This window comes from Pseudomonas sp. REP124 (genome assembly GCF_020164475.1).
GTDB lineage: Bacteria > Pseudomonadota > Gammaproteobacteria > Pseudomonadales > Pseudomonadaceae > Aquipseudomonas.
In genome coordinates, this window is the sequence record NZ_JAIQWX010000005.1 from 46,805 (window position 1) to 59,130 (window position 12,326).

Annotated in this window: 9 protein-coding genes; all 9 read left to right on the top strand. The window is 64.2% G+C overall.

What is annotated here, in order from left to right; translation table 11 throughout:
* Positions 1 to 311: 311 nt before the first annotated feature.
* Positions 312 to 1,103 carry an enoyl-CoA hydratase/isomerase family protein gene (locus K9857_RS02500; RefSeq protein ID WP_224533332.1) on the top strand — a complete coding sequence of 264 codons (792 nt, stop codon included), beginning with the start codon at positions 312 to 314 and terminating at the stop codon, positions 1,101 to 1,103.
* 44 nt (positions 1,104 to 1,147) lie between these two features.
* Complete coding sequence (locus K9857_RS02505) at positions 1,148 to 2,308, top strand: acyl-CoA dehydrogenase family protein (protein ID WP_224533333.1); 1,161 nt, start codon at positions 1,148 to 1,150, stop codon at positions 2,306 to 2,308.
* Between the two features lie 18 nt (positions 2,309 to 2,326).
* Entirely contained in the window at positions 2,327 to 4,426 is a 2,100-nt protein-coding gene (locus K9857_RS02510; protein ID WP_224533334.1) for an acetate--CoA ligase family protein, read from the top strand.
* Between the two features lie 10 nt (positions 4,427 to 4,436).
* Complete coding sequence (locus tag K9857_RS02515; protein ID WP_224533335.1) at positions 4,437 to 6,044, top strand: 5-guanidino-2-oxopentanoate decarboxylase; 1,608 nt, start codon at positions 4,437 to 4,439, stop codon at positions 6,042 to 6,044.
* Positions 6,045 to 6,057: 13 nt separating this feature from the next.
* Entirely contained in the window at positions 6,058 to 7,248 is a 1,191-nt protein-coding gene (locus tag K9857_RS02520) for a pyridoxal phosphate-dependent aminotransferase (RefSeq protein WP_224533336.1), read from the top strand.
* The gene (locus tag K9857_RS02525) at positions 7,241 to 8,656 is read left to right on the top strand and encodes an aldehyde dehydrogenase family protein (protein ID WP_224533337.1); all 1,416 of its coding nucleotides are present in this window, start codon (positions 7,241 to 7,243) and stop codon (positions 8,654 to 8,656) included. Before K9857_RS02520 ends, K9857_RS02525 begins: the two co-directional genes overlap by 8 nt.
* Positions 8,657 to 8,766: 110 nt before the next feature.
* Positions 8,767 to 10,368 carry an ABC transporter substrate-binding protein gene (locus tag K9857_RS02530; RefSeq protein ID WP_224533338.1) on the top strand — a complete coding sequence of 534 codons (1,602 nt, stop codon included), beginning with the start codon at positions 8,767 to 8,769 and terminating at the stop codon, positions 10,366 to 10,368.
* 165 nt (positions 10,369 to 10,533) lie between these two features.
* A complete protein-coding gene (locus K9857_RS02535; protein ID WP_224533339.1) occupies positions 10,534 to 11,493 on the top strand; it encodes an ABC transporter permease in 960 nt (319 codons plus the stop codon).
* Positions 11,494 to 11,496: 3 nt separating this feature from the next.
* Entirely contained in the window at positions 11,497 to 12,324 is an 828-nt protein-coding gene (locus tag K9857_RS02540) for an ABC transporter permease (protein ID WP_224533340.1), read from the top strand.
* Positions 12,325 to 12,326: the final 2 nt, after the last annotated feature.

Genomic DNA, 12,326 nt, shown 5'->3' on the forward strand with positions numbered 1-12,326 from the left:
AAAATCTGTGATTACTACAAAACCCCGTAGGAGCAAGGCTTGCCCGCGAAGGCGTCCTCGAAATCGCCTTCGCAGGCAAGCCTTGCTCCTACAGGTCATGCGTCCGTCTGTCGGCAGTTGTTCGAAGTTGTAACAGCGACATCGCCTACATGCTACTTATCAAACAATATCCCTTATAAAACAATCTATTAGGCAATACCTGAGCCTGTTACAGCCCATTTCACCCCCCAATTGCCGTCTTACTGAACACTCGTTTAGTATGGCCTCAAGTCGCAACACCTCAGACCAATCAAAATAATTCGAGGACTCGCATGACTACTCACGATTCTCTGCTCACGCAGGTCGAAGCAGGCGTTGCCTGGATCACCCTTAATCGCACCGCACAGCGCAACGCGCTGGACATTCCGACCCTGAAAAAAATCCACGAACTGCTCGACGCCTACAACGCCGACCCAGCGGTGCGCGTCGTGGTGCTGACCGGCACCGGACGCAGCTTCTGTGCCGGTGCGGACCTGGACGAGTGGGCCGCCGCCGAAGCTCGGGGCGAACTGGAAAGCTATGGCTGGACCGAAACCGCCCACGCCCTGATGACCCGTCTGCACACCCTGGAGAAACCGACCATCGCCGCCATCAACGGCACCGCTGTCGGCGGGGGCATGGACCTGACCCTGTGCTGCGACCTGCGCATCGCCGCGCAATCGGCGCGCTTCAAGGCCGGTTACACCACTATGGCCTACTCGCCGGACGCGGGCGCCAGCTGGCACCTGCCACGGCTGATCGGCAGCGAACAGGCCAAGCGCCTGCTGTTCCTCGACGAACTGTGGAGCGCCGATCGTGCCCTGGCCGCAGGCCTTGTCAGCGAAGTCTGCGCCGACGATCAACTGCACGGCGTCGCCAGTGAACTGGCCGCACGCCTGGCCACCGGCCCGACCTTCGCCTTTGCCCAGACCAAGAAACTCATGCGCGAAGGCGCCGACCGCAGCCTGCCCGAACAACTGACCGCGGAACTCGCCGCCGGCCTGTTGTGCGGTCGCAGCGAAGACGGCAACGAAGCCTTGCGCGCCGCCATGGAAAAACGCGCGCCACGCTTCATCGGCCGCTAATCCAGCGATATCCCTCCATCAGCACACGAACAACAGGTAGCACCATGAATTTCCAACTGACCCAAGAACAAGAAATGTTGGTGGACTCGGTACGCAGTTTTGTCGAAAAAGAACTGCTGCCTTACGAAGACGAAGTCGACCGTGCCGACGAAGTCTCCCCGGAACTCGCGGCGCAGATTCGCGGCAAGGCCATCGCTGCCGGTTTCTATGCCTTCAACATGCCCGAAGAAGTGGGCGGTGGCGGTCTGGACTACCTGTCCCAGGCGCTGATCGAACGTGAGCTGTCCAAGGTTTCCTGGGCGCTGCACGTGTTTGTCGCGCGCCCTTCGAAAATCCTCATGGCCTGCAAGGGCGAGCAGATCAACGACTACCTGCTGCCGTGCATCCAGGGCGAGAAGATCGACTGCTTCGCCCTCACCGAGCCGGGCGCCGGTTCCGATGCCAACGCGATCAAGACCCGCGCCGTGCGTGACGGTGACGACTTCATTCTCAACGGCAGCAAGCACTTCATCAGCCACGCCGGCCACGCCGATTTCGCTATCGTCTTCGCCGTGACCGACACCTACGAGCACAACGGCCGCAAGCGCAACGCCGTGACTTCGTTCCTGGTCGATCGCAACACCCCGGGCATGACCATTCGCCGTGGGCCGAAGTGCGTAAGTAACCGTGGTTACCACACCTTCGAAATGTTCTTCGACGACTGCCGTGTGCCGGCTTCCAAAGTGCTGGGCGAAGTCGACAAGGGCTGGGAAGTGGCCAACGCCTGGCTGACTGCCGGCCGGGTAATGGTCGCCGCCAACTGCGTCGGCCAGGCGCAACGGGCGCTGGACGTGTCGCTGCAATGGGCTGCGGACCGCAAACAGTTCGGCCAGCCGATCGGCAGCTACCAGGGCGTGTCGTTCAAGTTGGCTGACATGGCGACGCAGATTCGCGCCGCCGAACTGCTGACCCTGCACACCGCCTGGAAAATGGACCAGGGCACCATGACCGACGGCGAGGCCGGCATGGCCAAGCTGTTTGCCAGTGAAGTGCTGGGTCGCGCGGCCGATGAGGCGGTGCAGATCTTCGGCGGCATGGGCCTGATGGACGAAGGTCCGGTGGAACGCATCTGGCGTAACGCGCGGATCGAGCGGATCTGGGAAGGCACCTCGGAAATCCAGCGCCACATCATTTCCCGCGAACTGCTGCGGCCGCTGCTGCGCTGATCCGCCCGGAGAATTCCCATGTCGCAATCGATTCGTGACAACCTCAAACGCATGCTCGCGCCCAAGCACGTGGCGTTCGTCGGCGGCCGCAGCATGGCCCGCGCCCTCAAGCGCTGCGCCGAAGGCGGCTACCAGGGGCAAATGTGGCTGGTCAACCCGCAGCACGACAGCCTCGAAGGCGTGCCGTGCGTACGCAACATCGCCGACTTGCCCTGCGGCCCGGACGCGGTGTTCATCGCCACCAACCGTGAGCTGACCCTGACCTGCGTCGCGGAGCTTGCCGCCATAGGCACCGGCGGTGCCATCTGCTACGCCTCGGGTTTCGCCGAAATAGGCGCCGAAGGCCAGGCCCTGCAACGCCAGCTGCTGGAAGCGGCCGGCGACATGGCCTTGCTCGGCCCCAACTGCTACGGCCTGCTGGACTACCTGCACAGCTCCGCGCTGTGGCCGGTGGCCCACGGCGGCAAGGCGGTGGAGAAGGGCGTGGCGGTGCTGACCCAGAGCGGCAACTTCGCCTACAACCTGTCCATGAGTGACCGCTCACTGCCGGTGGCCTATATGGCGTCGGTGGGCAATCAGGCGCAATTGGGCGTGGCGGAACTGATGGACGTGCTGCTCGATGAGCCACGGGTCACCGCCATCGGCCTGCACATGGAAGGCCTGAAGAACGTGCCGGGTTTCGCCCGCGCCGCGCACAAGGCGCTGGAGAAGGGCATCCCGATCATCGCCCTGAAAACCGGCGTCTCGCAGATCGGCGCCGAACTGGCCCTGAGTCACACCAGCTCGCTGTCCGGTTCCGATGCCTTGTACGACGCGCTGTTCGACCGCCTCGGGGTGATCCGCGTCAGCGGCCCGGTGAGCTTTGTCGAAACCCTGAAAGCGGCGGCCTGTGGCAACCTGCCGGCGGGCGACAGCCTGATCGCGCTGGCCTGTTCCGGTGGCGACGCCGGGCTGATCGCCGACTACTCCGAACGCAACGGCCTGACGCTGCCCAAGCTGGACAACGGACAGGTCGCGGAACTGGCCACCGTGCTGCCGAGCTACGCCAATCTGGTCAACCCGCTGGACTTCACCACGGCGATCTGGGGCGACGGCGAAGCCTTGAACACCATGCTCGACACCGCCCTGCGCACCGAAGCCGACGCGGCGATGCTGGTGCTCGATTACCCGGCGGAGTACACCGGCGAGCGCAAGGAATGCGACCTGTTGCTGGACTTGTACTGCAAGGCGCTGGAGCGTCATGGCAAGACCGGATTCGTCACTTCGGCCTTCCCGGAGCTGCTGCCACCGCATGCCCGCGAGCGTCTGCACGCCCAGGGCGTTGCGGCGTTACAGGGTGTCGAAGACGGCCTAGCCGCCTGGGGCCGCATCGCCGGTTACCAGCGCAATCGTCAGGCGCTGCTGGCCTTGGGTGAATCGGCACTGGTGCCGCTCTGCCCGCAAGCGCTTGCAGGCGAAGGCGAATTGCTCAACGAGTGGGATTCGAAACAGGCCTTGCGTGAGTTCGGCCTGCCGACACCAAACGGCGTGCTGAGCTCTGCGGCCAGTGCACTGCAGGACGCGCAAAAACTCGGCTACCCGCTGGTGCTCAAAGCGGTCAGCGCACAGCTGCCGCACAAGACCGAGGCCGGCGCCGTCGCGCTGAACCTCAAGGACGATGCCGCGCTGACTGCTGCGCTGGAAAAAATGCGCGCCAGCATCAAGGCCTACGCGCCGGACGTGGCCTTCGATCAACTGCTGCTGGAGCCGATGGCCAAGCCGCCACTGGCCGAGCTGATCGTCGGCATCAAGCGCGAAAACGATTTCGGCCTGGCCCTGGTGATCGGCGCCGGCGGCATCCTGGTGGAATTGCTCAAGGACAGTCGCAGCCTGCTGCTGCCGACCACCGACGGCGCCATCCGCCAGGCCTTGCTAAGTCTGCGTAGCGCCGCGCTGCTGCAAGGTTTCCGTGGGCGCGAAGCGGCGGATCTCGATTCGCTGGTGAGCGCGATTCGTGCGGTCGCCGACTACGCCTGCGAAAACGCCGCGCAACTGCTGGAACTGGATGTGAACCCATTGTTGGTCGGTGCCGACGGCACGACCGCGGTCGATGCGTTGATTCGCCTCGGCCATGCGTGAGGATCTGAACATGCAAAGCAAAACCTTGACCGGTGGCCAGGCGCTGGTGCGTCTGCTGGCCAACTACGGCGTCGACACCGTGTTCGGCATTCCCGGCGTGCACACCCTGGAGCTGTATCGCGGCCTGCCCGGCAGCGGCATTCGCCACGTGCTGACCCGCCACGAGCAGGGCGCCAGTTTCATGGCCGACGGCTATGCCCGAGTCAGCGGCAAGCCCGGCGTGTGCTTCGTCATCACCGGCCCCGGCGTGACCAACGCCGCCACCGGGATTGGCCAGGCCTACGCCGACTCGATTCCGATGCTGGTGATTTCCAGCGTCAACCACACCGCCAGCCTGGGCAAGGGCTGGGGAATCCTGCACGAATGCCAGGACCAGCGCGCGATGACCGCGCCGATCACCGCGTTCTCGGCAGTGGCCCTGACCGCTGAAGATCTGCCTGAGCTGGTTGCCCGTGCCTATGCGGTGTTCGACAGCGAGCGTCCGCGTCCGGTGCACATTTCCGTGCCGCTGGACGTATTGGCGGCACCGGTAGCCCGCGACTGGAGCAACGAAGTGGTGCGTCGTCCCGGTCGCGGCGCGCCAGCGGCGTCTGTTTTGGACGAAGCCGTTGCCAAGCTGCACGCTGCCAAACGCCCGATGATCATCGCTGGCGGCGGCGCCCTGAATGCCACCGCGCAATTGCAGGAACTCAGCACTCGTCTGGCCGCGCCGCTGTTCACCAGCGTCGCCGGCAAGGGCCTGCTGCCACCGGACGCGCCGCTGAACGCCGGTTCGTCCCTGTGCGTGGAGCCCGGCTGGAACCTGATCGCCGAAGCCGATGTGGTGCTGGCAGTCGGTACCGAGATGGCCGACACCGATTTCTGGCGCGAGCGCCTGCCGGTCAATGGCGAAGTCCTGCGGGTGGACATCGACTCGCGCAAGTTCAACGACTTCTATCCCTGCGCCGTGGCCCTGCAAGGCGATGCGCAACAGACCCTGGCTGCATTACTGGAGCGCCTGTCGCCAGAAGTGCGCGACGCGGGCGCGGCGATCGCCAAGGTTGCGGCACTGCGTGAAGCGGTGAAGAGCGGTCACGGTCCGTTGCAGTCGATTCATCAGGCGATCCTTTCGCGCATCGCCGCCGAACTGCCGGCCGATGCCTTCATCAGCACCGACATGACCCAACTGGCCTACACCGGCAACTACGCCTTCGACTCGCTGGCGCCACGCAGCTGGTTGCACCCGACCGGCTACGGCACCTTGGGATACGGCCTGCCTGCGGGCATCGGCGCCAAGTTCGGCGCGCCGCAGCGTCCGGGCCTGGTGCTGGTGGGGGACGGCGGTTTCCTCTATACCGCGCAGGAACTGGCGACCGCCGTCGAAGAACTGGACAGCCCGCTGGTGGTGCTGCTGTGGAACAACGATGCCCTGGGGCAGATCCGCGACGACATGCTCGGCCTGGACATCGAACCCATCGGCGTGCTGCCGCGCAACCCCGACTTCGGCGGCCTGGCCCGCGCCTTCGGGTGCACCGTGACCCAACCGCAAAGCCTGGCCGAACTGCAAACCGACCTGCGCAACGGCTTCAAGCGCAACGGTGTCACCCTGATCGAACTCAAGCACGCCTGCGCGCAGTGAAGGGGAGAAGACCATGCGTTTTTCCGATCTGACCCAGCGTATCGCCGGTGACGGCGCCGCGGCCTGGGATATTCACTACCGCGCGCTGGCCAAGCGCGAGCAGGGCGAGGACATCCTGTTGCTGTCCGTGGGCGACCCGGATTTCGACACCCCGCAGCCGATCGTGCAGGGCGCCATCGACAGCCTGTTGTCCGGCAACACCCACTACGCCGAGGTGCGCGGCAAGCGTGCCTTGCGCGAGGCCATTGCCAAGCGTCATCGCCAGCGCAGCGGCCAAATGGTTTCGACGGATGAGGTGACCGTGCTGGCCGGCGCGCAATGCGCACTGTTCAGCGTCGCCCAGTGCGTCTTGAATCCTGGCGATGAAGTGATCGTCGCCGAGCCGATGTACGTCACCTACGAAGCCGTTTTCGGCGCCTGCGGTGCCGTCGTAGTGCCGGTGCCGGTGCGTTCGGAAAACGGCTTTCGGGTAATGCCCGAGGACGTCGCCGCGCGCATCACCCCGCGTACCCGCGCTTTGGCCCTGAACAGCCCGCACAACCCGTCCGGCGCGAGCCTGCCGCGCAGCACCTGGCAGGCGCTGGCCGAACTGTGCATCGCACATGATTTGTGGCTGATTTCCGATGAGGTCTACAGCGAACTGCTGTTCGAAGGCGAGCACGTCAGCCCGGCGAGCCTGCCGGGCATGGCCGAGCGCACCGCGACCCTCAACAGCCTGTCGAAATCCCACGCCATGACCGGCTGGCGCGTCGGCTGGGTGGTGGCGCCGCCTTCATTGGCCGCACACCTGGAAAACCTGGCGCTGTGCATGCTCTATGGCTCGCCCGACTTTGTTCAGGACGCTGCCGTGGTCGCCTTGGAAAGCAATCTGCCGGAGCTGGACGCCATGCGCGAAGCCTATCGCCAGCGCCGCGATCTGGTCTGCGAAAGCCTGGCCGATTGCCCGGGGATCCGCGCGCTGAAACCCGATGGCGGCATGTTCGTGATGGTCGATATCCGCGAAACCGGGCTCAGTGCCCAGGCGTTCGCCGACCGTTTGCTCGATCGCCACGGCGTTTCCGTGTTGGCCGGTGAAGCCTTCGGGCCGAGCGCGGCCGGTCATATCCGTCTCGGGTTGGTCGTTGGCGCTGCGTCACTGCTTGACGCCTGCCAGCGCATCGCCCGTTGTGCTGAAGAATTGATGGAGGTTGAGGTAGATGCTTGATTACACCGCTCTGTATATCGATGGTCGCTGGCAAACCCCGTCGGGCAAAGGTATCGCCCAGGTCATCAACCCGGCCACCGAGGAAGTGGCCGGCAGCGTACCGCTGGGCGATGAACATGATGTCGACAACGCCGTGGCCGCAGCGCGCAAGGCCTTCGCCTCATGGTCGCGTACTCCGTCCAGCGTGCGTGCCGGGTACATCCGCGCCCTGGCCCAACAACTGAAAGCCCGTGCCGATGAAATGGCCGCGGTGATCACCACCGAGCTGGGCATGCCGGTGCAGTGGTCACGTTCGGTGCAGGTCGACGGGCCGATCATTGGTCTTGAGCAATATGTCGAACTCGCCGCCGTGATGGACGAAGTGCGTGAAGTCGGCAACTCACTGGTGATTCGCGAAGCGGTGGGCGTCTGCGCGTTCATCAACCCGTGGAACTACCCGCTGCACCAGTTGATCGGCAAGCTCGCCCCGGCGCTGGCGGCCGGTTGCACGGTGGTGGTCAAGCCGAGCCAGGACACACCGTTGCACGCGTTCCTGCTGGCACAGATGATCGAAGACATTGGCCTGCCTGCCGGTGTGTTCAACCTGGTCAGCGGACCGGGTTCGAAAGTCGGCGAAGCCCTGGCCAAACACCCGGACGTGGACATGGTGTCGTTCACCGGCTCCACTGGCGCCGGGGTGCGGGTCTCCCAGGCCGCGGCGCCTTCGGTCAAGCGCGTGTGCCTGGAACTGGGCGGCAAGTCGGCGCTGCTGATTGCCGAGGACGCCGATCTGGACGCCGCCGTGCGCTATGGCGTGCAGGACGTGATGATCAATTCCGGGCAGACCTGCACCGCGCTGACCCGCATGCTGCTGCCAGCCAGCCGTTACGCCGAGGCGGTGGAGATCGCGCTGGAAGAAACCCTGAGCCTGAAAATGGGCGATCCGCTGGACCCGCAGAGCTTCCTCGGCCCGATGTGCTCCGAGGGGCAGCGTCGCACCGTGCTCGACTACATCCGGATCGGTCAGGAAGAGGGCGCACGCCTGCTGTGCGGCGGCGAGTCGACGGCTGACTTCGAACGAGGCTACTACGTCAGCCCGACGCTGTTCGCCGACGTCAACAACAGCATGCGCATCGCCCAGGAAGAAATCTTCGGCCCGGTGCTGTGCCTGATCCCTTATGAGGATGAGGCGCAGGCCATCGAGATCGCCAACGACTCGCCGTTCGGCCTGTCCAGCGGCGTCTGGGCCGGCAGCACCGAGCGTGCCTTGCAATTGGGTCGTCAGTTGCGGGCCGGTCAGTGCTTCCTCAATGGTGCGGCGTTCAACTATCAGGCGCCGTTCGGCGGCTACAAGCAGTCCGGCAATGGTCGGGAGTGGGGGGAAGAGGGACTCAACGAATTCGTCGAAGTGAAGGCGATTCAGGTGTGACGTTTGGCGATTCAAGGTTAGACCGCACCGGGCCCAGGCCCGGTGCTTTGCGTGGTTTTGATAAAGCTGCAGAACTGGAATTCCATTAGCGATCTATCAGGGGCAAGGCAATGAGCGATAACAAAAACAAGATTACTCAAGCGAACCACGAACTGGGCTTCCCGCGTCGGGATTTCCTCAAGTACAGCGCAGCAGCGGCGGCGGTGGCCGGGGCGTTTTCCATGGGCCTGCCGTTTGGCGCCATCGCACAAGAGGCAACGCCCAAAGCCGGTGGCGTGCTTCGCCTGGGTCTCGCGGGGGCGAGTACCACAGATTCCAAGGACCCGGGTTCCTGGGTCGATACTTTTACCTTCGTCGGCTTCTCGGCGGTCTACAACACCCTCACCGAAATTGCCGTCGACGGCACGGCGATCCCTGAACTGGCCGAGAGCTGGACCTCGACGCCTGACGCGCGCATCTGGACCTTCAAACTGCGCCAGGGCGTGACCTTCCATAACGGCAAAACCCTGACCGCCGATGATGTGGTCGCCTCGATCCAGCATCACCTGGGTGACAAGTCCAGCTCGGCGGCGAAAACCGTACTGGGCGATGTGGCCAAGGTCAGCGCCAATGGCAGCGACAGCGTGGTGTTCGAACTGCACTCGGGCAACGCTGATTTCACCTACGTGGTCGCCGATTACCATCTGGTGATCATGCCGAGCAAACACGGGGCTGCGGATTGGCAGGCTGGCGTAGGGACCGGCGGCTATCGCCTCAAGGACTTCGAGCCGGGTGTGCGCATGACCCTGGAACGCAGTCCGGATTACTGGAAAGCCGGTCGCGCGCACTTCGCCAGCGCCGAGCTGATCGCGATTGCCGACGGCGCGGCACGAATCAATGCGCTGGTGACCGGCCAGGTGGATGTGATCAACAAGGTCGACCTGAAAACCGTGGCCCTGCTCAAGCGCAACCCCAATATGGTCATCGAAGAGACCAAGGGCGCCCAGCACTACACCTTCCCGATGCTCACCGACAGCCAGGTGTTCGCCAACAACGACGTGCGCCTGGCGATGAAGCACGCGATCAACCGCGAAACCCTGCTGGCCTCGGTGCTGCACGGTTATGGCCTGGTGGGCAACGACCATCCGATCCAGCCAGGCAGCCGCTTCATCAACACGGCGCTGGAGCAGCGCACCTACGATCCGGACAAGTCGCGTTTCTACCTGAAACAGGCGGGCCTCGATTCCCTGAAGGTTCGCCTGCAGGCGTCCGATGCGGCGTACACCGGCGCGGTGGACGCCTCGGTGCTGTTCAAGGAGCAGGCCCGCGCCGCCGGGATCGACATTGAGGTGGTGCGCGAACCGGCCGACGGATTCTTCTCCAACGTCTGGATGAAGCAGCCGTTCACCACCTCGTTCTGGTACAGCAGCCTGACCGCCGACCGCATGTTCAGCATCGGCTACGCCAAGGGCGCGGCCTGGAACGAAACCCACTGGGATAACCCGCGCTTCAACCAGCTGCTCAATGCTGCTCGCGGCGAAATGAACGACCCGCTGCGCCGCGAGATGTACAACGAAATGCAGGCCCTGTGCCGGGACGATGGCGGCGCGATCGTGCCGCTGTTCGCCAGCTCCGTGGCCGCACGCTCCAACCGCGTCGCCCACGGCGGCCAGACCGCGCCGTATGGCGAACTGGATGGGTTGCGGGTGATCGAGCGTTGGTGGCAGGCGTAAGCCAATTGCCGAAGCAATGAAGATCCCTGTGGGAGCGGGCTTGCTCGCGAAAGCGGTGTGTCAGTCGCCATCTTCGTCAACTGACAGTGCCTATTCGCGAGCAAGCCCGCTCCCACAGTAGGGAATTGCAGTCTTCAAAGGTGTGCCCATTTAAGGAACTACGCAGTGAACAGTATTTTCAAGCTGCTACTTCAACGTCTGGCATTGGGGCTGTTATCGCTTTTCGCGGTGTCAGTGATCATTTTTCTCGCGGTCGGCATGCTCCCGGGTGATATCGCCCAGGCCATGCTCGGCCAGTCCGCCACCCCGGAAACCGTGGCGGCCTACCGGGCGCAACTGGGGCTGGACCTGCCGCCGCTGACCCGCTTCGGCCACTGGATCTGGCAACTGCTGCACGGTGACCTCGGTATGTCGCTGGCCAACCAGCGGCCCATCGCCGATCTGGTCGGCACGCGATTGGGCAACACCTTCAGCCTGGCGTTGCTCGCCGCGCTGATCTCGGTGCCTCTGGCCCTGTTGCTGGGGATGCTCGCGGCGCTGTATCGCAACAGCTGGTTCGACCGCTTGCTCAACACCTCGGCCCTGAGCGCGGTGTCGTTCCCCGAGTTCTTCGTCGCCTACATCCTGATCCTGGTGTTCGCCGTGAAACTCAACTGGTTCCCGAGCATTTCCAACCTGTCGCCTGATGCATCGCTGGGTGAAGTGCTGCAACGCTCGGTGCTGCCGGTCGCCACCCTGAGCCTGGTGGTGATCGCCCAGATGATGCGCATGACCCGCGCCTCCCTGATCAACCTGCTGGCCAGCCCTTACATCGAAATGGCCCGGCTCAAGGGCATCAGCCAGTCACGGATCATCTTCCGCCACGCCTTGCCCAACGCCCTGGCGCCCATCGTCAACGTGGTGGCGCTGAACCTGGCGTACCTGGTGGTCGGCGTGGTGGTGGTCGAAGTGGTGTTCGTCTATCCCGGCCTGGGCCAGTTGCTGGTGGACTCGGTGGCCAAGCGCGACATCCCGGTGGTGCAGGCCTGCAGCCTGATCTTCGCCGCGACCTACATCCTGCTCAATACCAGTGCCGACGTGCTGTCGATTGCCAGCAACCCGCGCCTGATGCATCCGAAGGGGTAAGCCATGAGCCTGTTCAAACAACTATTGCGGGCGCCGCTGAGCGCCAAATTCGGGCTGCTGGTGATCCTGCTGTACATCCTGGTGGCCGTGTTCGCGCCGGTGCTGGCGCCATTCGGTGAAACCCAGGTGGTGGGCGAGGGCTTCGCGCCGTGGGGCGGGCAGTTCCTGCTGGGCACCGATAACCTGGGGCGCGACATGTTCAGCCGTCTGGTCTACGGCGCGCGTAACACCTTGGGCATTGCCTTCCTGACCACGCTGCTGGCGTTCCTGCTCGGTGGTCTGAGCGGGCTGGTCGCGGCCATCAAGGGCGGTGCGATCGACCAGGGCCTGTCGCGGGTGGTGGACATCCTGATGGCGATTCCGCAACTGATCTTCGCCTTGCTGATCCTCAGCGTGGTCGGCACCAATGCCGTGTCCCTGGTGCTGGTGATCGCGCTGCTGGATGCGACCCGGGTGTTCCGCCTTTCAAGGGCGGTGGCGATGACAGTGGTCGTACAGGACTTCGTCGAAGCCGCGCGCCTGCGCGGTGAAGGCCTGTGGTGGCTGGTCACCCGTGAGGTATTGCCCAACGCCGCGGCGCCGCTGATTGCCGAGTTCGGCCTGCGTTTCTGCTTCGTGTTCCTGTTCATCAGTGCGCTGTCGTTCCTTGGCCTGGGCATTCAACCGCCGACCGCCGACTGGGGCAGCATGGTGCGCGACAACGCCGTGCTGATTACCTTCGGCGACATCAGCCCGCTGCTGCCGGCCCTGGCCGTGGCCTTGATCACCGTGAGCGTCAATTTCGTCGTCGACTGGATGCTGCACAAATCCAGCGGCCTCAAGGAGTGCTGAAC

Excerpts from the sequence above, each read along its gene's own strand:
- K9857_RS02500 (WP_224533332.1), top strand. The coding sequence starts at position 312 with ATGACTACTCACGATTCTCTGCTCACGCAGGTCGAAGCAGGCGTTGCC.
- K9857_RS02510 (WP_224533334.1), top strand. The coding sequence starts at position 2,327 with ATGTCGCAATCGATTCGTGACAACCTCAAACGCATGCTCGCGCCCAAG.
- K9857_RS02525 (WP_224533337.1), top strand. The coding sequence starts at position 7,241 with ATGCTTGATTACACCGCTCTGTATATCGATGGTCGCTGGCAAACCCCG.
- K9857_RS02515 (WP_224533335.1), top strand. The coding sequence starts at position 4,437 with ATGCAAAGCAAAACCTTGACCGGTGGCCAGGCGCTGGTGCGTCTGCTG.
- K9857_RS02520 (WP_224533336.1), top strand. The coding sequence starts at position 6,058 with ATGCGTTTTTCCGATCTGACCCAGCGTATCGCCGGTGACGGCGCCGCG.
- K9857_RS02505 (WP_224533333.1), top strand. The coding sequence starts at position 1,148 with ATGAATTTCCAACTGACCCAAGAACAAGAAATGTTGGTGGACTCGGTA.
- K9857_RS02540 (WP_224533340.1), top strand. The coding sequence starts at position 11,497 with ATGAGCCTGTTCAAACAACTATTGCGGGCGCCGCTGAGCGCCAAATTC.
- K9857_RS02530 (WP_224533338.1), top strand. The coding sequence starts at position 8,767 with ATGAGCGATAACAAAAACAAGATTACTCAAGCGAACCACGAACTGGGC.